We start from the raw sequence: 25,639 nt of genomic DNA on the forward strand, positions 1-25,639 counted from the left end.
TTTTTCCAATTCGCATCTTGTATCGACCTCTTTTCCCATTCATAACGCAGTGCACATTTTAAAAATCATATAATAATATTGTTATATTACATACCCTTCTCTTTCACACCCGTATATTATACGCGCTTTCTAAAATCATGTAATTTTTACAAAATATAGATTTATATATATTTCTTAAGGCACTTCATTTACGAAACATAATTTTCAAACCTATTAATTTACGACCTTGCGAATCTATAAATTGGCCATTCTGACTAATATTCTCTTTCTTTCAAATACTTTATAAAAAAAATACAAAACACTATTTCTTAACAGTGTTTTGTATCATGCTATCATTCTCTTAATAGTACTTACATCATCAATATATATCGTTTGCTATTCTTATTCGCCATCTTTTTTCTTAGAGCGTCTTCCTAGCAAGAATACTAAAACTAGTAGTGCTACAAGTAATAAAATTCCACCTATAATATAGTACAGAGTATAATCCTTTTTGGCCTCTACAGCTGTATCATTTAACTTCTGTGCTTCTTTTCCTTCAATCGTAAATTTTTTGGTCCACTCCCATTTCTGGTCACCATCCGTTGCTTTCATTTCTAGACGGTATGTTCCTGGCTCTAAAGCTTTATTGTCCCAACTAATTGCATAATCGAAATTAGAATTTGGTGCCATTCTTAAATTTTCTTTTTTCGTTTCATGTAGTATATCTTTACCTTTTTCAGTGTATACCTTTGCATCTACGCTTAAATTCTTTAACATTGCTGGTTTTATATTTTGTAAATTCGCTGTCACTACATTACGCGCATTCACTTGACCTGGTTTTACTTCATTTAATTTCATATCTGGTTTTACTTCTGCATCCGTTTCTCTTAATACAACACCGATAGCATATGCATACTTATTTTTAATTTGCACACCTTCTGATTTTTTCTTATCTTCTTCATCTTCTTTTTCTTTAAAGTATAAACCACCTAAAATCACACCATCATATGATTCTGTAGGCATTTCAATATTCACATTTAATACTACTGTACTTTTCGCTGGAATTTTTGTCTCCTTTTGTACTTTCGCAATTTTTGAAAACGGGGTCTTTAATGTAGAATCAAACTGTAGATTCACTACACTGTAATCAGTGATTCCATTATTATTTGTAATTGCGGTATTCGCATATGTCTCTACTTCTACTTCTTTATCTGTATCATTTTTCATTTGTACTTGCAGCGTTTGTTTTTGTCCTGGTTCCATCTTCAAATCAAAATATGTTTGGTTTTTATCCACTTGATTTTCTGGAATGACCGCCGTTACCGCAAATTTCATTTCAGCTGCTTCTACTTTCACATTAAAAACAGTTATACAAATCGCTACAGCCAATAAACAACTCATAATTTTCTTTACATATTTCATACTATATTCCTCACATATTCCATAGTTTAATATACAAACGAAAGAGATAAAGACTGAAAAACAGCTTTATCTCTTTCGTTATTTCTCTTAAATGCTTCTATTACATTGGTGCGTCTTTTAATTCCCAAGTTAGAGAAGTTGTGTACTGAGCTTGTTCTTTTTTTGTTTTACCCGGTACACTTAACTCAACGCTCTTCTCGCCATCTTTTACTGATTCACCGAACGAATTCGTCCATGTTCCCATACCTTCTTCTTCTTGGGCTGTCGCAACATCAAAAGCTTGACCTGGAGTTAAAGCGATATTTTGTGCAGCTGTTGGTGCCTTACTACCGGCTGCGGAATTTAACGTACCGTTCTTCAGCGTTAAAGTAGCTCCCGTTAACTCTTTAGCATCTGCAGTTTTAAATTGATCGTTTTGTTTTACTGTTAATTTCCACCCTGCATTTGTACCACGATTATCTGTTACTTGTACAAAGTTTGGAACTTCACTTTCAGCACCTGTTTTTTTATTTTTCACATTATCTAATTTTGCATAGTACACCTCGTTATTACCAGATGCTTTTTGTTTGTCAAAATTAAAGTTAGATACATAGTCGATACTTAACGGGCCGTTGGTTCCTGGCTCATGTGTATCATCTGGATTTTCTGGATCTACAATTGGCTCTACTACTTCATCCGGATTAATTGGATTAATTGGATCTACCGTATCTGTATTTTTTTCAAACTGAATAAAAGCTTTTGAATTTAACGTTCCACCATCTTTTTCTGCGAAAGCTGATGTTCCTCCCGCTAATGTTGTTAATGCGAATGCTCCTACTACTGCTACTTTTGTAAATTTCATATTAGTTCTCCTTTTACGCCCTTTTTATTTTCAATATTCAGAAATTATTTCGGTGTATCCTCTAAAGTCCAAGTTAATGTCGTTTTATACTTTGCATCTTTTACCTTTTCTGTTGTACCTGGTACAGATAAACTAACACTGTTTTTAGCTTGTTCAACATCTTGACCATATGCAGTTGTCCATGTTCCCATACCTTGACCTTGTTGTGCACTTGTTACATCTTGTGCTGATCCGTCTGGATTTAACGTTACAGGTTTTGCCGTTGGCGCGTATTTTTTATCTGTTGCAGAGTTTACAACTGAATTCATTAATTTAATCTCAGCACCATCCAACTTTTTACCGTCTGCAGTTGTAAATTGATCATCCTGTTTTACCGTCAGTTTCCATCCTACGTTTGTACCACGGTTATCTGTGATTTGTACATAATTTGGCACTTTTTTTGTTTGTCCTGATGCTGTTTTTACATTTTCTAACTCAGCATAGTAAACTTTATCATGACCAGAAATCGATTGTTTTCCGAAATGGAAATTAGATACATAATCAATACTTAACGGGCCGTTGGTTCCTGGCTCATGTGTATCGTCTGGATTTTCTGGATCTACAATTGGCTCAACTACTTCATCTGGGTTCGTTGGATCCACCGGTCCCGTAATACCTTCATTTTCTGTAAAGATTACATCCGTTACAGACTTCATTGAAGCTGCTTCTTCTGCAAATGCTTGTGTTCCCCCTGCAAGCACTGAAAGTGATACTGCTCCTGCTAATGCTAATTTTATTAATTTCATCATTTACCTCCACTAAATTAATTTATTTAATAGAAACTTTTGTTTCTATTTTCCTAGTTTGAAATAATGTTATACAGGCTGCTATCAATAAACCAACCCCTGCATACTGCAAAATAAGTGAGGTTTGTCCGCCTGTTTTTGGCAACACCTTATTAGTAATCCGGTCATCTGATATATTAACGACTATTTTAGATCCATCTGGAATCAATGGATCCTCAATTTCTGACGGATTATAACTATTTGAAAAAGTAATTCCTGCTTTTGAATTCATGCTACTTGCCAATACTTCTTCATAAAAGAGAAACACCGGTACTACTAGTATCATCAGTAATAGGACGTATTTCTTCACCATTACACTATCTCCTTTCTAAATTTAATATCTACATTCTAGCTTCTAGATATTTCACTTTAAATTGGAGCATTCGTTAACGTCCATTCAAGCTCACCTTTATAGCTCTTATTTACTTTTATATTTGGACCTGAAGTAACCCGTAAGCGAATCCCTTCGTCATCCTTCCAATCAAACAAAACATCTTCATTATTCGTTGAAGTATGAGTAGTAACTAAGTAAGACTGTTCATTTAATACGGTATCAATGCCATTTGTACTATATATAATCGAATCCGGTAATATATCATTGTCCGTATTCATTAATGGGCTTGTTTGCTTTACATAAACTTGCCACTCAGTCTTATCTTTACGTTTATCAGAAACAATTAATTTTCCTTTCATACCACTGCGATTAAAGACTTTCTCCCTTGATTGAACTTTTACATTACCAAACGAAATACTTTGTGGCACATCAATTAGCTCAAGATTCCCACCAATTACACTTACTTTAATCTTTCTTTCAACATCTTTAACTTTTAAAGCTACAGTGTAATCACCGATTTGGTTTGTTAAACCACCTATATCTACAATTTGAACTTCCTTCGTAACATCAGCTCCGACTGGAAGTTCCCACGCCTTCACTTCTGCTTCTTTCAATATAAACTGCTTTAACTGTTCCACATCTGCCGGCACATCATCTACAACAGATACGAAATCCCTCGCCTGTAGGGCAGCTTCATTTCCAATCGTAACCCGATCATCTTTTATGAATACAGGAACAATCACTTTCGTTGCGTTTCCAGCCGCATCCGTTATTGTAACTTCAGCTTCAACATATCCTATTTTCGATACATCTGGTTTTTTCGTAACTTTGTAAGAAAGATTACTATCAGAAATACCCGCATTATCATTTACATTCGTTACATAATCTTTCGCATTACCCGATAAATCATCACCAATTTTGATTACTTGAGTAACCGGATTAGCTGTCGGTGGCATTGTATCTTTCACGCTAACGAGATCAGATTTCTCACTTACGTTTCCTGCTGCATCTGTAGCTGTTACATAATATTTAGTTCCAGGAACTAAAGGTCTTTTCTCTTCTGGTATTACAAATGTATATACTCCGTTAGCATCTGCTTTCACCGATCCAATTAGCACATCCTCACTATAAATATGTACGAATGAATTTGGTTCAGCTTTTCCTTGAAACTTTTCGGATATATCTTTAATTGGTTCCTCAAGAGTAGGCTTTTCTGGAGCTGTTTCATCCTTAACAATTGTTTTCGACTCAGCAAATTTACCATTTAAATACGAGAAAGCTTTTACTGTATTTCCAGCCGTTAAATATTTCCCTTTAGGCAAAGTAAATGAATATTTCCCTTCACTATCAGCAACTACGTGATACTTTTCAGAAATATTTATATCAGAAGAATCAATTGTTGGACTTGGAATTGCATCGTCTCCTGATAAACGCACTAGCGCACCTGGATTTGTAACACCCGTAATAATATGACTGTTTTCTTTATTCTGATTATCTGTTAATTTATCAATAGAAACTGCTACATTTGGAATATATTCAAATAGTACTCTTTTAAAGTTTTGCGTTCGGAAGTTTTCTCGGAAATCATTTTGTACTTTTTCAGTTAATGAATTCCCTACTGCTTCTCTAACGTCACTATAATTATATTTAACCTGCATTCCATACATCGGATTCCAGATGTAACTTGGTTTATCATCATCATCGATTGACACACCATTTTTCCAAGCTTTTACACGCTGTACATCTACATCTAATACTCCACTTACACCATACATATAAATTAGCCTACTTGATGCATGAGAATTATCTAATGCCAAATTTACTCTTTCAGCATTTGCGAATTGGAACTTTGCATTTGTACCAATATAAATAAGGTTTTTTGATCCAGTTCCATCGGAATGTACATCGAACGTTGATTTTTCACCAATTATAAAAGAGCTTCCATTCCCTGCATATACACTTGCTTGCGTAGAAGTTGATGTGTTTTCTGATTTCACAGTTAATTTCGCACTATCAGCAACTTTAAGATTTGCACTTGGTCCTAGATAAAGCGCATTGTAACCTAGATTACCTTTTGTATTAATGTTCAACTCCGCATTCTTTTTTACAGTAATCCCCGAATTTGTTCCTTCAACACGTATTCCGCCTCGATTGCTAGTTGAAGTTGTATTCACGTTAACTTTTGCACCGTCATGGATTATAAACTGCCCTTGCGTTACAATTACTGCCTGCGGATTTTCTCCGCCAGTATCAGATGCTGAAACATCAATAATGGCATCTTTCCCTACATCTACTGTTCCACCATTAAATAGCCCAAATACTGCTGATTTTTTAGTGCTACCAGTATAATGAGTACCTTCAAGAAATTTCACATTTGTCGCTTCAACATTTTGCTGTGTATCTGTACCGGTAGTTAGAATAGATTTTCCGTCTAATGACGTGTATTTTTCAACCGATTGAACATTCAGCTTACCAGCAAATATAACATCCGCATTATAAGAACACGTTAACTGCGGTCCTATATAACTCAAGTTTTCATATTTTATAACAGCAGAGTTAGAGTTTGCAGGGGCATCCATACGAAACGGACCATACCAGTTACTTCCAAGAATATTTATATTTTGTATAGTAAGATTCATTTTATTCGCCACAGTAGCTGTGAAAATCCCACATAGCCCTCCAAAGTCAACAGTATGACCATTTCCTTCAATCACCAAATCTGATCTAACTGGAAAAGTGAGAAAACCATATGCAGGGTGATTTACAGTAAAGTTGTTTTTGATGTTAATCTTTGAAACATTCTTATCATTCAACGCTTCTCTAAATGTCTTATCATCATAAACATCTACTGTGCCATTTACTACAGCATGTTTTACTTCCTGATTCTCTAGGCGCTCTTCTACATTTTCTATAGTCGCTATTTCATTAGACACTATCTCTTCATTTTTCACTTCTTCAACATGTGTTTTTTCTGAATCAATTATTTTTTCTATTTCTACTTGAGTTGTTTCTTTCTGTTTCACGACATGTTTTTTGTTTTCTTCAATGCGTCCTTCTTTTAGCCCAGTGCCTTCTTCATTATGGATTCCCACATTTTTTTCGCTTTTTTCTTCTTTATCACTTTGATGAATGATGTCAGACTTCTTTTCTTCAAAAGTCCCTTTCACCATTGTATTTTCAGTAATATGTACTATCGGATTTATTTTCGATTGAACTTCTTGATTTTCTTGCTTTAGCTTCGTCTCAAATTTATAAGTTCCAGGCCTTTTTCCTTTCACCGACAAACGTACTACATCTAAAGCTTTACTTTGTGAATTTTTTTCAATTTGAATTACCGCATTTTCTATTAAACGAATTCTTTCAGACGTGCCATTGCGTTCATTCAATACTTTAGTCGCCTCTTCATCAAACTCCATACCTTCTGGCACTACAATCTCAACTTTATCACCAGTTTTTTTCAATTCCATTATTCTTAATACTATTTCTTCATCTACCTGAGCTTTATTCTTTTCAGATTGTAACAATAATTTTATTTCTTGATTATCTTCAATTGCATAAGCTGTACTTGATAAAGCATCTAATGTACTTAGTTGTGTAAACATAATCGTACTTGCTAAACAAATACGCCCTATTTTTTTTCTTTTATTCAATATCTTCATTTTCCTCCTTTCTTTATTCACTAAAGTACTTAAAACACATATAATTAAATACTTCAATTTATCTTTTTTTTAGTCTATATCCATTAAGTAAGACAACTAAGTTTTCAACTCTACATATAATGTTAACCATTTTCTTGAAATACATAAACGAAAAGTACGCACGGGGGAACGCATTTATTTTTGCGGGAAACCGCGCGAAAAACCAAAAATTATCCATAGTACATAAATAAAAAAGGCATAAACCAATATCATATTGAGCTTATGCCTAACGAAATAAACTTTATTTTGTTCTATATAAATCTATCTCTTTCATAAACAAGTTACACTTATACACATATAACCGGTCCTAATTGCTTCATATTGTTAAAGAATAAATAATCCCTAGTTCTTGCGCCTTTTGTACTGCTTCCATCCTTGATGACACCTGTAACTTATGAAATATGTCAGTTAATTTATATTCTACCGACCTTTGACTTAAATTTAATATTTCGGCAAGCTCTCTATTTGTTTTCCCCTTACTTACTTCAACTAGGATTTTTTTCTCTTCTTCATTTAAAGATACTGCCCTTTCAGGTCCATCCTCTATACTTATATTTGATATATTTTCTGTTATTCTCAATTGCCTAACTAATTGATAAGGTAAAACAACTTCTTTTTTCACTGCATGACGTATTGCATTTATCACTTGTTCCTCAGAAGAAGTTTTACTCAATACACCAAGAACCCCATTATCTATTAATAAATTATAATGTGCAAATACATCAAATCCTGTGAAAATAAGGATCGATGCCTCTGAATGTATCTTTAATATTTTCTTAGATAACTCTAAACCGTTTATATTTGGCATTTGTAGATCAATTAAGTAAACATCATATTTTTGATTCTTAATTTTTTTTTCTACTTCCATACTATCATGTACTACATCTACATTCATCTCATCGTATTTTTCAATTAACGCCTTCGTCCCTAATCCTACTGCAACATGGTCATCTACTACAAGTATTGAAATCATATTCTCACCCTTTCAATATCGTTACATACAATATCATCCTATCATCTGACGATTCATCGAAAACTAATTATCTTTAAATCTAATAATTATTTGCAAACCAAGATTAGGTTTTGATTCAACAGACATCTTTCCATTCAGACTTTGTATCCTAGTGACAATCCCAGACAATCCTAACGTGTTGTAAGAATGGTTTACTTCATCTAACTTAATACCAACCCCATTATCTACATAAGTTAAATATAGGTGATCGTCTTTATGAAATAATCTTATCGTTACATTTGTCGCTTTTGAATGTTTCATTGCGTTGTTTAATAGTTCTTGTATAATTCGATAAATCGCTTGTTCATGTTCAATACTAGGCACAACAATTCTTTCAGGAATATCATAATAGAAGAAAAAGGTCGCTTTTAAATTAATCTGCTTAAATAAATTCAGTAGTGCTTGTTTTAAACCTAACTCATATAGAAATGGTGGCCTCAAATTATTACACGTTTCACGAATTGTATAAATATGATCTAATAGTTCTTCATGTATTTCATTAAGTATATCTTTCATTTCCTCATCTTTAACACGTTCATTATAACTCTCAAATTTTCTAGTTAAACGTATTTGATCTTGCAAAACTCCATCATGTATATCACTTGCAAGATTTGTTCGTTCTTTTTCCGATAGTTTGAACATAAGTCTCGCCAACCACATGGGTGGGTGCTCTAAACTTTTTATCTCCTGTAATTGCTTTAATAAATCTTCAATTTGATTAGAACACTCTAATAATAAATCTGTATAATTACATAATGTTTCAATCCAAACTACTTCATCTACATTTAAATTTTCTTTCCCATTATAATTACACAATAAAATAAGCATTTTATCTGCTGAAGCAGATAAAACAAATCCAAAGTGTTTTTCTAACTGTACGATGGAACCAACCTTGTAGGTATCTAGTTGATGATTAAATAACGTTTCTATCGTCCGGTGCGGAACATATTCACTATCCAAAACACGGACAGACTTCTCAATTTTATTTATTTCTATGCAGCACGTCTCTTCAAGTTTTAAAATATCCGCTATCTCTCTTCGCATACTATAAATTAAATTTGATAGTTTATATTCATTTTTGGCTTGATGTAAAAATCGATGCAAACTGAATTGATAATTTTTTTGATGATGATATAAACTTTTTCTCAACTTAAAATCTATATAATCCTTAATATATAAAAAACAAATACAGATAATGATAGCAATAATTCTAAATTTTATCCACTCTAATAAACCTGCCTCACTCTCTTCAAAAAGTACCATAGTTAATACGGCCAAAAATATGTTAATCCCTACAGATAAAATAATATAATGCGGTAGTCGCTGAACGATAAATCTAAAATCAAACAACTTCCCTGCAATTACTAAATAAAATAAGCACACTGGGATAAATAAAAAGAAAATCCCCGTTGTTTCACTGCTTATAAATTCTTCCCCATAATATAAATTTGGAATTAAATATAAACAAACAAATGGGGTTACCGATACAAAAAAACTAATAATAATAATTTTTAAATATTTAATGTAACTACTATTTTTACTTTTCAAATAAAACCTTACTAAAAGGTATACTGTAAAACAAAATAATATAAAACTTAAAGTGACTGTAAACAAATTAGCCCATTCATTATGTTCTACATATACAAAAATACTCACTATAATAAGGAATACCGATATTGCATTTAAAACTTTTAATTGTTTTGGTATTAAAAACTTTATTTCATTATGCAAGAAATACAACATCATGAATCGAATAAAGAAAGTAAATGAACACACTAATGAAATTGAAGCCACAATAAAAGAGAATATATCTTCTCTTTCAACAGCCATAATGCTAATAAAATTTAATCCAAGAGAAATTAAAAAATATACTAGATTAGTGGTACTACGATTCATTTCAGGAACAAACATTAAAAGATATAATGCCATCAAAAAACATACTATATAAAATCCAACTGGAATGATAAAATGATAAAATAATTGTTTGCTATAAGGTGTATATTTTATCTCATACTCTTTTATTTGTCCGTTCCTATTTAATATGATTTTTTTTGCTTGTTCAATTGAATGATACGATACAACTGTAAAATGTTGAGATGGTGATTCGCCATCTATTTTTTCTATAATATCTCCTATTTGGAAATCTCTTTTTCCCGCCCAACTATATTTTGATAAATCATTTATAACATATTGTTTAGATTCATATTTTACAGATATACCTATCTCAGGATATTCTTTTATTAAATTAGCTAAATAACCACTAACTATAAGGGAAAATAATAGAATCAACAACTGCCACTTAGATTTCCACATTCTCGCTATCATTGCATAACTCCTTTTGCAAACACAACCATATACATTGCCCCCCCTAGGTATTATTAAAGGGAAATTTTTTACTTTTCATTCTCAATAAAAATAGAGTTATTTACCTTATACTTTCAACATTAAAAATAGATCCGCATTTTTTTCAAAGGTAAATAAATTATATATTGCCCTACCTAGGTATTCTTTAAAAATTTTTTACTTTTCATTCCTCAATAAAGATAGAATTATTCACCTTATACTTTCAACATTAAAAATAAATCCGCTTTTTTCAAAGGTAAATAAATTATACATTGCCCTCCCTTGATATTCTTAAAAGGAAAGTTTTTTTATTTTCATTCCTCAATAAAGATAGAATTATTTATCTTACACTCAAAAAATTAAAAATAGCTCTATATTTTTCAAAAGTAAATACATTACATACACTTCTAAAAAATTAGAACCCCCATAAAAATATATACTCATCATCATGAGATTAGGAAAAAATTATAACACAAAGTAAAAAAAATCATAAGCTACTTTCTATATATATATTATATTAATATAATATCACTTTAGTACTATCTAGCTGATGTGTTAAATAAAATTCATTATTCTTCTTATAAATCTCAATACCTTTTGTAAATATCTTTACATTATTTATAAAAATAGTTGAATCATTTACCCAAATATTTTCAACCAATTGCGATCCTTGATAAAAGAAATCATTTTCTATCATCATATGAAGTACATGTTTCGCTAATATTTCCGTTTTAAAACTATTTAAATCTATAAGGGTCTCCATCTATTCTAACCTCTTCCATTTATCTCTATTAATTTCCTTATTAGTAAATACATTATATGTAAAAATTGCGATTATTTCACCGAAATACTAATGCGCCCTTACGAAATAGATAGGTGATTACCGAAAGGGTATTCCCTCGATATACTTTTTATGCATATAACTTCCCCGACTACTTTACTCTTTTATTAACCACCAAATACGGTTCACCGCAATATAAATGCGTGCAAATAAAAAATTAATATCCCACCTGTTATATATAGAGTATTTTACATGTATAAAGTTACATTCAGAGTTCCATAAAGTGAAACTTTAATCAGTGGGGGTTTTACGGGCAGCCCAACAAATAGCAGGATAAAAACAAAAAAGACGCCCCCTAGGGACGTCTTCCACTATTACGCTTGTTGTTGCGCGCTATATAATTCTTCAAGTGGCTTCATGATAATTTTGTTAACGTCACCGATTACAACGTTTAGACGTTGCTCAGTTTCCATTAATTTTGTAATTTTAGCATCTTGTTGAATGCGAGCTACAACTTCTTGCGCTTGTTGATTGTCTTCTTCAGTGATTTCTTGGCCTTGCATCATTTTTTGTTGTAGGCTAAGTTGCATTGTACGGAACTCATCGAATAAGTTCTTTGAAGCTGTGTCAGCTTGAACGGCTGCGTAGCTCTCTTTTAACGTTTTGAAGTCATCGTTTTCAGCGATTGCTTTTTGTAATTCATATGCAACATCATGAATGTTCTTTGTCATTTTATTTTTCCTCCTTTAGAAGGCTAGCGCTTTTCACTCGCACTGCCTTTTCAGTGCATTTACATACGCACCTCTTCTTACCATATCAAACTATGCAAGAGATGTGAAGAAATTTCACTTTTATTTCTATGTACTCACCTTATTATCTAAGAAACAATAGTAACAATCCTTGCACGAGACCAATCATTCCGCCTAATAGCGCTCCTAAATACGTAATCATTTTCAATTCGTTTTTCGTAATAGACAGCACTAAGTCTTCTAATCTTTCTGTTGAGAATGTAGACACTTCTTGCTGGACAATTTCCGCAAGGTGTAGATTGTTTAGTATACTCTCTACGTTTTCTGTTCCCCACTTTAAGCCTTCCGTTACTGCGCTTGGAACCAATTTTTCAATGATTGTTTCTCGAACTGGTTCACATACTTGCTGAACAGATTGATTTAAAAACTTACTCACTGTTTCCTCTACTTTAACTGCTGACAGCACGGAGCTTACAATCATTTCTTTCTCTACAAACGCTTCTAATTCTTTTACATCTCTTCCTTTTAACTTTTCCCACTCTTTTTGCAGTACATCAGTTAAAAGCTGCTTTGTACCATCTTGACCTAAAAATTTAATAACTTCTGGCTGCACACGATCCACTACACTTACATTTCCTAAAAACATTCCGACTAAGTTAAGTAGCGTTCCGCGAGAAGCAAAGAAATCATCAATCATTTTTGAAAGACGACCTTTCCCTTCTTCACTTTCAAAAAAGCTAATTCCTCGCTCTAAAATAAACGCCGAGACATTCGGAATCGCATTCTCTACTTTTTCATTTACAGAATGAGGTAAAACCTGTTCCCATGTATATGTATAATACTCTGCTAAAAATGCATGAATTTTTTCTGTAATTACATGTTCGATTTTTCGAGTCGCTTCTTCTTCTACATGCGCTACATTCCATTTTTCTAACATATGTCGCAGTGATTGTTCATTCGTAATTACTTTATCCACTTCCACTTGCGCCCAGTGGATTAAACCTTTTTGAAACTCTTCATTTGTTAGCTTTTTTCCGATTCCTTCTGGTGTTAACAAATGTTCTACAACCATTTTCCCTAATTGAACAGCAAGTTCATCACGACGCTTCGGAATTAATCCTGGTGTAAATGGAACTTGAAACTTTCCGATATAAATAGGACGATGAGGACGAAATAACATTTTTATCGCTAAATGATTCGTGTATCCCCCAATAATTGCTCCGAGTCCTGTCGTCGTTAACATATTTAACCATATATTCATTACAATCAACCTTTCACTTCTCCAAAACTATAGCATATCATCATACGGACAAAAGTATAATGGTATAAAAACGTATTTGCAATATATAGCTTCGCCTATTATGCAAATAGTAGTAAAGGAGTGATTTCGTTGGTTCTCGGTCTTTTAGCTTCTAAACTTCATTATGAGCAAACATATTACACCGAAATCGCTAAACGCGCTCGGCTTTATCATAATGTCGTTGCCCAGTTTACGCCATTTTGTATTGATCCTAAAACAGACCTTGTTTCTGGTCTTATTTACGATACAGATACAGGAAAATGGAAAGAGCAAACATTCCCTATTCCTTCTTATATATATGATCGTTATTCTTTTCACGAGGAAACAGACTCTGAAAAAGCAACATCAATTATTCACTCTTTGCACAATCGTCCTTCCACTACCTTTTTAAATAACACACTTATTAATTTAAGTGAACTACATGATTTATTTCTCACTAATAAGAAACTGTCTCCTTATATACCAAAATTTGAAATTGCAACGATACAAAACATTTTCAAACTGTTGTTAAAAACTAAAGATATTATTATACGCCCCACTAATATACATTCTAAGGATAACTTATATCGAATTGCTTACAAAAATAAAACGTTTCATATCGATACAGTAAATGAAAAATATCATACTTCTATTCCACTCAAACGGACAGATGAATTTATATCTTGGTACAAATCTAACATACCCTCATCACGTTACATAGCGCACACTATGCTACAACCACCAAATCAACTAACATATCCACTCCATATTCGAACCATTTTGCAAAAAAACAAAGAACAAACTTGGAATGTTATCGGTCAATTTATACAAAAAAGTTCATTTCCTAATCAGCTTTTACCCTCAGCAACAGACGATGATTCATTACATTCATTTTCAAAAATTAAATACGTACTATCTAGTACGGGTGTGCAACTATTGCACGACGCTTTACACGACATTATAAATGAAGTAGTCCAAACACTAGATCAGTCTTATTCTTCGTTATTTGAACTAGAACTTTCCACAATTATGGATCAAAAAGGTGCAATCTGGCTTATGTATGTCAACACAATCCCTCCTTACGAACAATACATTCGTCATAGTGATTCATTAGCTGAAAAGATATTTCACGGACCACTTAAATTCAGTCGCTTTACACCATAATGAAAGGAGGTAAACCTATTTTGAAAGAACATATATATACATTAAACATTTCAGATGAAAATCCAAATAGCATTACTTTACCTTACGTTTTTTCTATTACGCCGCCTATTACATCCCTCTCCTTCGGTATACGTCACATTGCAAGTGAAGAGGTGAAAATTCATTATTCCTTTACTCGCGAAATTATTATCGGAAAACATATTGCCGAAAAACTTTTACTACCTCAATCAACCACTATTCATGCATTCACACAAAACCAAACAATTATTTTCGGACCATTAATCGGCATTTTTACAACTGGCTTTAACGATGATTCTTCTAACCCTTTAGGAAATCGTTCAATTGCCCTCAGTGAGTTGTTAACACCACCATTTTCATTACGACCGTTCGTATTCGTCTTTGGCGTTCAACATATAAACTGGGAAGAAGAAACGATTGAAGGATATTTCTTTCAAGAGAAACAATGGATAAAGAAAAAGGTTCCTTTACCAAATGTCATTTACGATCGATTACCAAATCGACAAGCAGAAAATTACAAACCAATTGTCAGAGCAAAAAGAAAGTTAGAACATGACTACTCCATTCCATGGTTTAACCCAGGTTTTTTCAATAAATGGGAAGTTCATCAACTTCTTATGAAAGATGAATCAATTAGACCCTTCTTACCAAACACAGAAGCATTTCAGCATTTTGAACAAGTAGAGCGGTTTCTTGGCACGTATAAATCTGTGTACATGAAACCAATACACGGAAGCTTTGGTAGAAATATTCATCAAATATTTTATTCTCAAACAGAAAATTGCTACTACTGTCGTTATCGCGAAAATGAAGAAAATAAACTGAGAAAGTATCAATCATTAGAAACGCTTCTAAACCACGTATTAAAAGGACATGATTTAAAAAAGTTTATCGTGCAGCAAGGTATTTCGTTACTTCGCTTCGATGGGCAACCTGTTGATTTCCGCATTCATACAAATAAAAATCATTTCGGTAATTGGATAGTTAGTGCAATCGTCGCCAAAATCGCTGGCAAAGGCAGTTTAACAACGCACGTAAATAGCGGCGGTGATACAAAATTACTGCAAGAGCTTTTCCCAGATTCAACGAAACAAGTTCAAATTGAAAACAAATTAAAACATACTGCCTTACAAATAAGTTACGCGCTCGATGAACAAGTAACCGGAAATATTGGAGAAATCGGTTTTGATATCGGTTTAGACACAAAGGAAAATCCGTGGCTCTTTGAAGCCAACTCTAAACCTGGGCGAACTGTATTCCAAGATGAAAAGTTAAAAGAGCAAAGTGAAATGACGCGCCAGTTATTTTACGAATATGCCGTCTACTTAACTGAACATTCTTTACGCGATACAAAAGAAAAAATGTCTCAAATAAAATCCAAGACTTCATCAAATACCGAACATATCCCTTCTCCTATGATTCACTCACAAATACAAAAACAAAAACTTCCACCTAGATAATAAGGTGGAAGTTTTCTATTTACACAAGTTTTACTACAACCTCTGTTTCCACGTTACATACTCCGCAATAAAAAATATGATTGCAATATTCATTTGAATTATTATGCGTTAAACCATCTACTGCACTTAATAATTCTTGATCCATATAGGCACTATAATCGTCTATATAATCTACAGACTTCCCATAATCTTGGAGTATACTTTGGCAATTTTGACAAGAATATGTTTGTAATTCTAATGCGTTGCATAGCGGGCAAATCCCCATCATGATTCCTCCATACGTTATCGTTTAAAGCCTCTCTTTTTTAGATTGAAGAGAGCACCTACCCATGCATAGGAGCGGTCACTCCATCCCTACTTAAAAATAGAACTATGAAGTTGCTACCGATTTCATTTCAATAAATCATAAATAAGAAGCTAATGATTAGCCTACAAGTAGCAGGCTACAATGAGAAAATTATATTTAATATCCTCCTTAGTTTGGCCTGTTTTCTTAAAAATACAACGATTACTCTTATTTCATAATTTACGAAATCAATAAGTTTTTTTACAAAATTTACAAATTATTATTTTGTATATCTTTCTAGGTAACATCCATACTATGAGTACAAACTTAATTACCGATGGATTAGCGCCAACCGGGGCGATAATCTGGTTCAACTCCAGCTAGTCCAACCAAAAAAACTTTTATAACTCTAAGGAGGATATATTCCTATGGCAAACCAAAATTCTTCAAATCAATTAGTAGTACCAGGTGCAACAGCTGCAATCGATCAAATGAAGTACGAAATCGCTCAAGAATTTGGTGTACAATTAGGAGCAGATTCTACGGCTCGCGCTAACGGTTCAGTTGGTGGAGAAATTACAAAACGTCTAGTTGCAATGGCTGAGCAAAGCCTTGGCGGATTCCACAAATAAATATAAATGGCAAAAAGGTCTCAGGGCATATACCCTGAGACCTTTCTTAATTTACTGCAACATTTGTAAAAACTTTTTCGTGCGTTCTTCTTTTGGATTTGTAAATACATCTTCTGGTGTACCTTGTTCGACAACGACACCACCATCCATGAAAATAACACGGTTCGCAATTTGATGTGCAAAACGCATTTCGTGCGTTACAATAACCATCGTCATGCCTTCTTTAGCAAGTTCTTTCATTACTTTTAAAACCTCTTGAACGAGTTCAGGATCAAGCGCTGAAGTCGGCTCATCAAATAATAACACTTCTGGCTCCATCGCAAGCGCGCGCGCAATTCCAACGCGCTGTTGTTGACCACCTGATAATTGAAATGGATATAAATCCACTTTATCTGCTAAACCAACTTTTTCAAGGAAGTAGTTTGCTTTTTTCTTTGCTTCTTCTTTCCCTACTTTTTTCACTGTAATGAGCCCTTCCATTACATTTTGAAGTGCTGTTAAATGAGGGAATAAGTTATGGTGCTGGAATACCATACCTGTTTGTGTACGAAGATTTACAATATCTTTCTTCGATACTTTTTGAGCAAAATTAAGCTCTTTATTGCCGATGCGAATGCTACCGGCGTTTGGTGTTTCTAGTACGTTAAGACAACGTAAGAATGTCGTTTTACCAGATCCAGACGGTCCAATAATAACAACAACCTCGCCTTTCTCAACTGTTAAATCTATATGCTTTAGTACGGTATTATCTCCGAAACTTTTTTGTAAGTGCTGAATTGAAATCATAAAAACAAAAACTCCTTTTGTAAAAGGATTATTTTAATGTGTAGCGTTCTGAACGCTTCTCTAACATCTGTTGTACGATTGATAATAAGAAACAAATAACCCAATAAATAAGACCTGCTTCAAAATAAACAATTAAAAACTCGTAGTTCATCGCCGCAATTTCCTGCGCTTTTCGGAACATTTCTGTTACTAAAATTAATGATGCTAATGAAGTATCCTTCACTAAGCTAATAAATGTATTCGAAAGCGGTGGAATTGATACACGCGTTGCTTGTGGTAAAATAACACGTTTTAATGCTTGTGGATATGTCATCCCAATTGTGTAAGCTGCTTCCCACTGCCCTTTCGGAATGGAAAGGATAGAAGCACGAATAATTTCAGATGCATATGCACCGACATTTAATGAAAATCCAACAACTGCTGCTGTATATGGCTCAACTTCAATATTAAGAGTTGGAAGACCATAGAAAATAATAAATAACTGTACAAGAAGTGGCGTTCCGCGAATGATAGATACATAGATACGAGCAATCCATTGTAAAATACGACTACCAGAAATACGTGCGAGCGCCGTTAACGTTGCCAGTATAATCCCGATAATAAATGTAATAAGCGTTAATGGAATTGTCGTAAAAACAGCTTCCTTCAGCATAGGCATGAAGGAAGACTGCATAATATCTATCCAAGTAGACAATCGATCTGAAACCAATGCACTACTTAGATACATTTTCACCGAACCATTTTTTCGTTATTTTGTCATACGTACCGTCTTTTTTCATATCTTCTAACGCTTTATCTACTTCTTGTACAAGCTTAGTGCTACCTTTACGGAATAAGAATCCACTTTCTGAAGCTTCTTTTTCAGTATCTACAATTTTAATTTTCGCATCTTTTTTCGTTTCTAAGTAGTTTAGTACTGATAACTTATCATTGATTGTGAAATCAACGCGTCCTGAAGCTAATAATTCTGCTGCCTGGCTAAATCCTTCTACACCAATAATTTCCGCACCATTTTTCTTAGCGATATCTGCATAGTTACTCGTTAAAGATTGTGCTCCTTTTAGTCCTTTTACATCAGCAAATGTAGCAGGCTTATCTTTATCTTTTGCAATAACTAATGCCGCTGAAGATGAAACGTATGGCTTAGAGAAATCGTATTTCTTTTGACGATCTTCACGAATACCAACTTCGTTTGCAACCATATCGAAACGTTTTGCATCTAGGCCAGCCAGTAAGCTATCCCATTGTGTTTCTTTAAATACAGGTTTTACACCTAAACGTTTTGCAACTTCTTCTGCTAATTCAACATCAAATCCAGTTAATTTATTGCTTGAATCGTGGAACGTAAATGGTGGGTATGTACCTTCTGTACCAATTACAAGTTCACCGCTTTGTTTAATCTTTTGTAAAGCGTCTTGACTAGCTGTATCTTTTTTCTCTTCTTTACCGCAGCCGGCTACAATCCCGATCGCTAAAGTAGTTACTGCAAGCACTGAAAATAATTTCTTCATGATAGTAATCCTCCAAGTATTCTGATAGGAATTTAAAAACTATATTGATTGTATGCAATCTTGAACAATTTTTCAATGAAAATGTTCTTATTTAGTTTATCCTTTTTCTTCATAATCAAACAAAAGGGAAAAATAACGCTACATACAAAAAATAAGTAACATTTTTTAATATAGCATTTATAAAGAAAAAGGTAAAACAATACTTCTTATTTAACTGTCGTAATTTGCTAAAGAGTCGACATGTTCATCAATAAAAAAGAACTTGTGAAAATCACAAGTTCTCCTCCATATCTGTTAAGCACTCTGATTGCCTTCCATTTGCGTTTTATACATATCGTAATAACGCCCGCGCTTTTTCATGAGTTCATCATGAGAGCCTTTTTCTAAAATGGTTCCTCTATCAAGCACAATAATTTGATCTGCGCTTTTAATTGTTGAAAGTCGGTGAGCAATAATAAATGTCGTTCTTCCTTTTTTCACAACTTCTAGTGCTTGTTGAATCATCGCCTCTGTTTCTGTATCAATACTAGACGTTGCTTCATCTAAAATTAAGATAGCTGGATCAAAAGCAAGCGCCCTAGCAAACGAAATAAGCTGACGTTCTCCAGTGGAAAGCGTACTTCCCTTTTCTGTAATTTCTTCATTTATATTGTTTGCAAATCTTTCAGCACCAACATCACGTAGCGCCTTTACAATGCGCTCTTTTGAAATTTTTTCATTTTCTAAACTTACATTGGAAGCCACCGTCCCGCTAAAAAGAAACGGGTCTTGCAGTACGATTCCCATATGCTCACGAGTTGCTTGTTTCGGCATTTCTTTTACATCGTGACCATCAATCGTAAGTTTTCCTTTTTCAAACTCATAAAATTGAAAGAGTACATTCATGATAGAACTTTTTCCTGATCCAGTATGACCGACAAGTGCCACTGTCTCACCTTGTTTTGCTTCAAAAGAAATATTTTTTAACACTTCATCTTTTCCATTATAAGAAAATGATACATTATCAAATTTTACATTTCCTTTTAAACGAGGCATACGTTCTTCTTCTACCGCTTCTCCTTTTTCCTCTAACAATTCAAATACACGTTCTGATGCAACGCGCGCTTGCTCTAAGTTTGCAAGCTGGTTCACCATATTCGTAATTGGCGAGAATAATCGTGTTAAATAATCGACGAACGCATACAGTACCCCAAGTGAAATAATACCTGTAGCACTTAATGACGCACCGCCGAAATACCAGATTACTCCTGTGAAAGCGATATTTCTTAATACGGCTACTAAGTTATGCGAAGTCGCTGCATTTAAATTTAAAATTTTATTTTGATATTTAAAATAATCGCCATTTAATTCTTCAAACTCTTTTTTCGTTTCACGCTCTTGACGGAACGCTTGAATAATTGGCATCCCTTGAATGGATTCATTCACTGTTCCATTAATATCAGATAAACGAGAGCGCATTTTATGATTGTATACAGACGCATATTTTCTATAAAGAATCGCCCAAACAATTAAAATTGGGATAATTAATAAACATAATGAAGCGAGCTTCACATCTAATAAAAATAGCGCAGCGAATATCCCAATAATATAGATGATACTAGAAACGAATGTTGCCAGCACCGTTACATATAAATCACGAATGGCTTCTGTATCATTCGTCACACGCGAAACAATTTTCCCCGCCGGTAAATGATCAAAGTACCGAATTGGCAACGTTTGAATATGAGAAAAAACATCTTCCCTCATAATTTGAATAATTTTGTTCGCTGCCTTCTGCAAGAAGAACTGCTTTCCGTATGCAAATAATGATACGACTACTAATAAAGCGAAATAGCCACCACCAAGTAATAATAGACGGTTTATTTCTGGTTTATAAAACGCAAACACTTCTTCTTTCGTTAATGCCTTCACTTTATACACTTGCACCGCCTTACCATTTTGAACGGTAATCATATCACCTTTTACAGTACGTGACCCTTCAATATTCACTTTATTCGGTACAAAATAATATTGAAAACCGACTTGCATCACACGTACTTCTTTACCTTTTGTCTCGCCTTGTTCAAAGCGATCACTTCGCTTATAAAAAGCGCCATTATATGAAACAGCTTCTTCACTCTTTTCTGTTTCATACCAAGGTTTCTCTATCCCGACGATATGATCATCAATCATCGTTTTAGCGACGAAAGGACCAGCAAGCTCTGCAATGACGAAAATAAATAACATTAACATCGCTGCAAAAATCGTTCCTTTCACTTTCATCGCATATTGAAATAATCGTTTTGAAATGCTCATATTTTCACCCCACTATCCGCACTTTCACTTTCACCTTGTTGTCTTTCAAACTGCTCAGCATACCAGCCTCCGCTCTGGATAAGCTGAGCATGTGTACCTTCTTCCATTACTTGCCCCTCATCCATAACGAGAATCCAATCCGCATGTTGTACGGCAGATAAACGGTGCGTCGTAATAATCGTCGTCTTTCCGCTTCTTTCTGTTCTTATATTTTCAATAATCGCTGCTTCCGTACGAGCATCAACAGCTGATAAAGAATCGTCCAAAATTAAAATTTCTGGATTTTGAATAACAGCTCGTGCAATCGAGATCCTTTGTTTTTGCCCTCCTGATAAAGAAACACCTTTCTCTCCAACGAGCGTTTCTAACCCTTCTGGTAAAAACTCTAAATCCTTTGTAAACGCCGCAATTTCAATTGCTTTCTCAAGTTCTTCTTCAGTCGCTTCCCTATTTCCGAATAAAATATTTTCTCTCGCTGTTTTTGAGAACAAAATATGTTCCTGAGGTACATACCCAATCCATCCGAGTACATTTTCATTCGTTATTTTATCTAATGTCACATCAGAGACCGCAATATCCCCATCTCCAAGCGGATATTGGCGAAGAAGCTGACGTACAAGCGTCGTTTTTCCGCTTCCTGTTTTTCCGACAACCCCTAGCGTTTCTCCTTGCTTTAATGTGAAAGAAACCTTCTTTAAATTTTCTTCAGTTGATGAAGGGTATGAGAAAGACACCTCATCAAACTGAATATAATCCGGCTCTTGCACAAGCTTTGGATGTTTTGGATTCTTTACATCTGGCTCATACGCTAACGTTTCATTCACACGGTCAAGCGAAGCATTTCCTCTTTGCATAACATTGATTAATTCACCAATTGCAAACATCGGCCAAATCATCATCCCTAAATACACGTTAAAAGAAACGAGTTCGCCAAGCGTCACCTTTGATTGGAACACAAGGTATGCGCCATACACTAAACCGATTAAATAACTAAGACCGACAAGCATTTTCACAGTTGGTTGGAATAATGCATCAATTCTCGCTACCTTCATATTTTTTTCGTAGACGTCATCTCCTAAACGATGAAATCTTTCCTGATCTGCATTCTCTTGTACATATGCACGAATAACGCGCACACCAGCTATTGACTCAAGTACTTTATCGTTCATATCACCAAACGCATCTTGCGCAACTGTAAATCTTTCATGCAGTTTTTTTCCATATATATTCATCGCATACGCCATAATTGGAAGCGGGATAAGCGCTGCAAATGTAAGCTCCCAACTAATTGTAAATCCCATCATAAAGACAATCGTAAGCATGTATAAACTAGAATCTACAAGCGTTAATATACCAAAACCAGCTGTCATAGCGATTGCTTTTAAATCATTCGTTGCTCTCGCCATTAAGTCGCCAGTACGATTTTTTTGATAAAACGTCGGTGTCATCTTAAGTAAATGCCCCATAAATTTAGAGCGCATCGTTTTCTCAAGTACAAATGCACCGCCAAACAATTGATGTTGCCACACGAAAGTAAGGCCATACCCAACGATCGTAACCCCTATTAAAATAAGAATAGACTGTATAATTGCTTCGTTCGATAACGTTCCTGTTTTGATATTATCTATCGTAACCCCTAACACTTTCGGGGGAATAACTTCAACTATATTTACAATTAAAAGAGCTCCAATGGCGATACTATATCTCTTCCAATGCTCCCTAAAAAACCATTTTAACTTTAGTAATACTGATAACAATGTAACCTCTCCCTTCTCGTTCTCTTTTAACTCTCACTTCTTTATCCACTATCCAAACCCATCACATTTACATTTCGTAACCCATACAATCTCATCACATTTTTCCACCTTCCAAAATTTCCATCGTAACCATACAAGGAAAAATAAACAAAAAAAAGCATACCGCCGCTTGACGATATGCACAAAAATGCATAAAAAGCGTACGTTACGATATACGCAACGTACGCTTCTTATAAGACAGAGAATGCCTTATATATCCGCACGGGTTGCGTAATGATATGAATGTTTTCTGCCATTTAACAGAGCTAAGCCCATTACATTTACGATTACAATCATTACGCACACCCCTTTCATTTATTTTCCATTTATAATCTTACAACTTTATTGAGTATTCTGTCAATTATTTTTTTACACATAATATAAAATACACGACAATCATAAAAAATGAAGAGGATTCATGATACGATAAATCAATTTGAAATAAGAGAATATTCCGTAAGAAAGGGCATACAAAATAAAAAAATAATAAGAAATCGTTTTCACAAACATTTCATTTGAAAAATGTTATCAAACCCCCTACAATCACCTTATACTCACTCTTACAAGTTGCTATTTTAGGAGGACTAATCATGACAACTAGCAATACGTACAAATTTTATTTAAACGGAGAATGGAGAGAAAGCTCTTCAGGAGAAACAATCGAAATTCCATCTCCATATTTACACAAAGTAATTGGACAAGTACAAGCAATTACTCGCGGAGAAGTAGATGAAGCAATTGCATCTGCAAAAGAAGCTCAAAAATCATGGGCTGAAGCTTCCCTACAAGATCGCGCAAAATACTTATATAAATGGGCTGATGAGCTCGTAAATATGCAGGATGAAATTGCCGATATCATTATGAAAGAAGTCGGTAAAGGCTATAAAGATGCGAAGAAAGAAGTTGTTCGTACAGCTGACTTCATTCGTTATACTATCGAAGAAGCTCTACATATGCACGGAGAAAGCATGATGGGCGATAGCTTCCCTGGCGGAACGAAATCTAAACTTGCGATTATCCAACGCGCACCACTTGGTGTTGTATTAGCAATCGCACCATTTAACTACCCAGTAAACTTATCTGCTGCAAAACTTGCACCAGCATTAATTATGGGTAACGCTGTTATTTTCAAACCAGCAACTCAAGGTGCAATTAGTGGTATTAAAATGGTTGAAGCACTTCATAAAGCTGGCCTTCCAAAAGGTCTTGTAAACGTAGCTACAGGACGCGGTTCTGTAATTGGTGACTACTTAGTAGAGCACGAAGGCATCAATGTGGTATCGTTCACAGGTGGTACAAACACAGGTAAACATTTAGCGAAAAAAGCTGCAATGATTCCACTTGTATTAGAACTTGGTGGTAAAGACCCTGGTATCGTTCGTGAAGATGCTGACTTACAAGATGCTGCAAACCATATCGTAAGCGGTGCATTCTCTTACTCTGGTCAACGTTGTACAGCTATTAAACGTGTACTTGTACACGAAAACGTAGCGGACGAGCTTGTTGACTTAGTAAAAGCACAAGTAGCTGAACTATCAGTTGGATCTCCAGAACAAGACAGCACAATCGTTCCATTAATCGACGACAAGTCTGCTGACTTCGTTCAAGGTTTAGTTGACGACGCTGTAGAAAAAGGTGCAACAATCGTTATTGGTAACAAACGTGAGCGTAACTTAATTTACCCAACATTAATCGACCACGTAACAGAAGAAATGAAAGTTGCTTGGGAAGAGCCATTCGGCCCAATCCTTCCAATCATCCGTGTTTCTTCAGATGAGCAAGCAATTGAGATTGCTAACAAATCAGAGTTCGGTCTGCAAGCAAGTGTCTTCACAAAAGACATTAACAAAGCATTTGCAATTGCTAACAAAATCGAAACTGGTTCTGTTCAAATTAACGGACGCACAGAGCGCGGCCCTGACCACTTCCCATTCATTGGTGTAAAAGGTTCAGGTATGGGCGCACAAGGTATTCGTAAGAGCCTTGAGTCTATGACACGTGAAAAAGTAACAGTATTAAACTTAGTTTAATTTTATATGTAGAAGCTGATCTAGTTTTAGATCAGCTTCTTTTTATATCAAATAATTATTCATCCCTAATCACAAACTCTTCTCTATAATCTGATTATTACTATATCCATTGACGTATAAAAATTCATTTGTTACTCTTAAAGACGTTAATTTAATATTTAAATCCTCATTCGTATCTCGGTGAGGTAGAGGTTGCAATCATTAAGAGTATCATTTCAGGAGATGTAGTGGCATTGATGAAGGAATGAGAAAGGAATGGTTGCCGAAGTAAGTCGTGTCCACCATGCACACTTGCTGGGTCTGCATTTAATAAGTGCAGAACTGTCACAAACGTTTCGTTTGTGGAGAGCTATCGAGAGGTATGTCGTGGGTTTCTTATAAGATAGAAAGCATGTAGCG

Annotated in this window: 20 protein-coding genes and 1 riboswitch; of the genes, 4 read left to right on the top strand and 16 right to left on the bottom strand. The window is 34.5% G+C overall.

The features are described 5' to 3' along the window. Window positions 1-381 precede the first annotated feature (381 nt). The 10 genes from C4S65_RS25205 to C4S65_RS25250 all read right to left on the bottom strand — a co-directional run bounded on the left by C4S65_RS25205 (window position 382) and on the right by C4S65_RS25250 (window position 13,244). The gene (locus C4S65_RS25205; protein WP_255301355.1) at window positions 382-1,380 is read right to left on the bottom strand and encodes a DUF916 and DUF3324 domain-containing protein; all 999 of its coding nucleotides are present in this window, start codon (window positions 1,378-1,380) and stop codon (window positions 382-384) included. Window positions 1,381-1,501: 121 nt separating this feature from the next. Continuing rightward, on the bottom strand, window positions 1,502-2,242 hold the full coding sequence (locus C4S65_RS25210; RefSeq protein WP_097960706.1) for a WxL domain-containing protein: 741 nt from the start codon (window positions 2,240-2,242) through the stop codon (window positions 1,502-1,504). Between the two features lie 44 nt (window positions 2,243-2,286). Continuing rightward, complete coding sequence (locus tag C4S65_RS25215; protein ID WP_061667604.1) at window positions 2,287-3,027, bottom strand: WxL domain-containing protein; 741 nt, start codon at window positions 3,025-3,027, stop codon at window positions 2,287-2,289. Between the two features lie 22 nt (window positions 3,028-3,049). Beyond that, the gene (locus tag C4S65_RS25220) at window positions 3,050-3,379 is read right to left on the bottom strand and encodes an LPXTG cell wall anchor domain-containing protein (RefSeq protein WP_061667605.1); all 330 of its coding nucleotides are present in this window, start codon (window positions 3,377-3,379) and stop codon (window positions 3,050-3,052) included. A 56-nt stretch (window positions 3,380-3,435) separates the two neighbouring features. Then, window positions 3,436-7,059 (bottom strand): pectate lyase-like adhesive domain-containing protein, encoded by a 3,624-nt coding sequence (locus tag C4S65_RS25225; protein WP_097960704.1) that lies wholly within the window; start codon window positions 7,057-7,059, stop codon window positions 3,436-3,438. A 355-nt stretch (window positions 7,060-7,414) separates the two neighbouring features. Further along, window positions 7,415-8,071 (bottom strand): response regulator transcription factor, encoded by a 657-nt coding sequence (locus C4S65_RS25230; RefSeq protein WP_061667606.1) that lies wholly within the window; start codon window positions 8,069-8,071, stop codon window positions 7,415-7,417. 63 nt (window positions 8,072-8,134) lie between these two features. Then, the gene (locus C4S65_RS25235) at window positions 8,135-10,435 is read right to left on the bottom strand and encodes an ATP-binding protein (RefSeq protein ID WP_097960703.1); all 2,301 of its coding nucleotides are present in this window, start codon (window positions 10,433-10,435) and stop codon (window positions 8,135-8,137) included. 535 nt (window positions 10,436-10,970) lie between these two features. Beyond that, window positions 10,971-11,216 (bottom strand): hypothetical protein, encoded by a 246-nt coding sequence (locus C4S65_RS25240; protein ID WP_061667608.1) that lies wholly within the window; start codon window positions 11,214-11,216, stop codon window positions 10,971-10,973. Between the two features lie 392 nt (window positions 11,217-11,608). Beyond that, entirely contained in the window at window positions 11,609-11,965 is a 357-nt protein-coding gene (locus C4S65_RS25245; RefSeq protein WP_000164610.1) for a YlbF/YmcA family competence regulator, read from the bottom strand. A 142-nt stretch (window positions 11,966-12,107) separates the two neighbouring features. Then, window positions 12,108-13,244, bottom strand: coding sequence for a DUF445 family protein (locus C4S65_RS25250; protein ID WP_042973213.1), 1,137 nt, complete (start codon window positions 13,242-13,244; stop codon window positions 12,108-12,110). Window positions 13,245-13,373: 129 nt separating this feature from the next. On the opposite strand from C4S65_RS25250, the gene C4S65_RS25255 reads away from it, so the two are divergent. Then, window positions 13,374-14,426 (top strand): YheC/YheD family protein, encoded by a 1,053-nt coding sequence (locus tag C4S65_RS25255; protein WP_000242804.1) that lies wholly within the window; start codon window positions 13,374-13,376, stop codon window positions 14,424-14,426. A 20-nt stretch (window positions 14,427-14,446) separates the two neighbouring features. Continuing rightward, window positions 14,447-15,904: a YheC/YheD family protein gene (locus C4S65_RS25260; protein ID WP_086406516.1), complete on the top strand. Its 1,458-nt coding sequence runs from the start codon at window positions 14,447-14,449 to the stop codon at window positions 15,902-15,904. 19 nt (window positions 15,905-15,923) lie between these two features. Here C4S65_RS25260 and C4S65_RS25265 read toward each other — a convergent pair whose 3' ends face one another. Beyond that, window positions 15,924-16,169, bottom strand: coding sequence for a hypothetical protein (locus C4S65_RS25265; RefSeq protein WP_061667610.1), 246 nt, complete (start codon window positions 16,167-16,169; stop codon window positions 15,924-15,926). Window positions 16,170-16,618: 449 nt separating this feature from the next. Between C4S65_RS25265 and sasP the strand changes: the two genes are divergently transcribed. Beyond that, the gene (gene sasP, locus C4S65_RS25270; RefSeq protein WP_000013338.1) at window positions 16,619-16,822 is read left to right on the top strand and encodes a small acid-soluble spore protein, SasP family; all 204 of its coding nucleotides are present in this window, start codon (window positions 16,619-16,621) and stop codon (window positions 16,820-16,822) included. Window positions 16,823-16,873: 51 nt separating this feature from the next. Here the strand turns inward: sasP and C4S65_RS25275 are convergent, their stop codons facing one another. The 5 genes from C4S65_RS25275 to C4S65_RS25300 form a co-directional block, all read right to left on the bottom strand. Then, window positions 16,874-17,608, bottom strand: coding sequence for an amino acid ABC transporter ATP-binding protein (locus tag C4S65_RS25275; protein ID WP_000623613.1), 735 nt, complete (start codon window positions 17,606-17,608; stop codon window positions 16,874-16,876). A 28-nt stretch (window positions 17,609-17,636) separates the two neighbouring features. After that, window positions 17,637-18,335 (bottom strand): amino acid ABC transporter permease, encoded by a 699-nt coding sequence (locus tag C4S65_RS25280; protein ID WP_000281496.1) that lies wholly within the window; start codon window positions 18,333-18,335, stop codon window positions 17,637-17,639. Then, the gene (locus tag C4S65_RS25285) at window positions 18,322-19,119 is read right to left on the bottom strand and encodes an amino acid ABC transporter substrate-binding protein (RefSeq protein ID WP_000732844.1); all 798 of its coding nucleotides are present in this window, start codon (window positions 19,117-19,119) and stop codon (window positions 18,322-18,324) included. The genes C4S65_RS25280 and C4S65_RS25285 overlap by 14 nt, the downstream gene beginning before the upstream one ends. A gap of 294 nt (window positions 19,120-19,413) precedes the next feature. Continuing rightward, entirely contained in the window at window positions 19,414-21,414 is a 2,001-nt protein-coding gene (locus tag C4S65_RS25295; protein ID WP_086406517.1) for an ABC transporter ATP-binding protein, read from the bottom strand. Then, window positions 21,411-23,171, bottom strand: coding sequence for an ABC transporter transmembrane domain-containing protein (locus C4S65_RS25300; RefSeq protein ID WP_000953784.1), 1,761 nt, complete (start codon window positions 23,169-23,171; stop codon window positions 21,411-21,413). The genes C4S65_RS25295 and C4S65_RS25300 overlap by 4 nt, the downstream gene beginning before the upstream one ends. 629 nt (window positions 23,172-23,800) lie before the next feature. Here C4S65_RS25300 and gapN point away from each other — a divergent pair. Continuing rightward, window positions 23,801-25,240, top strand: coding sequence for an NADP-dependent glyceraldehyde-3-phosphate dehydrogenase (gapN, locus tag C4S65_RS25320; RefSeq protein WP_103945525.1), 1,440 nt, complete (start codon window positions 23,801-23,803; stop codon window positions 25,238-25,240). A 178-nt stretch (window positions 25,241-25,418) separates the two neighbouring features. Beyond that, a riboswitch (Lysine riboswitch) is annotated at window positions 25,419-25,600 on the top strand. Window positions 25,601-25,639: the final 39 nt, after the last annotated feature.

The organism is Bacillus sp. ok061, assembly GCF_900108285.1.
In the GTDB taxonomy this organism is placed as follows: domain Bacteria; phylum Bacillota; class Bacilli; order Bacillales; family Bacillaceae_G; genus Bacillus_A; species Bacillus_A thuringiensis_S.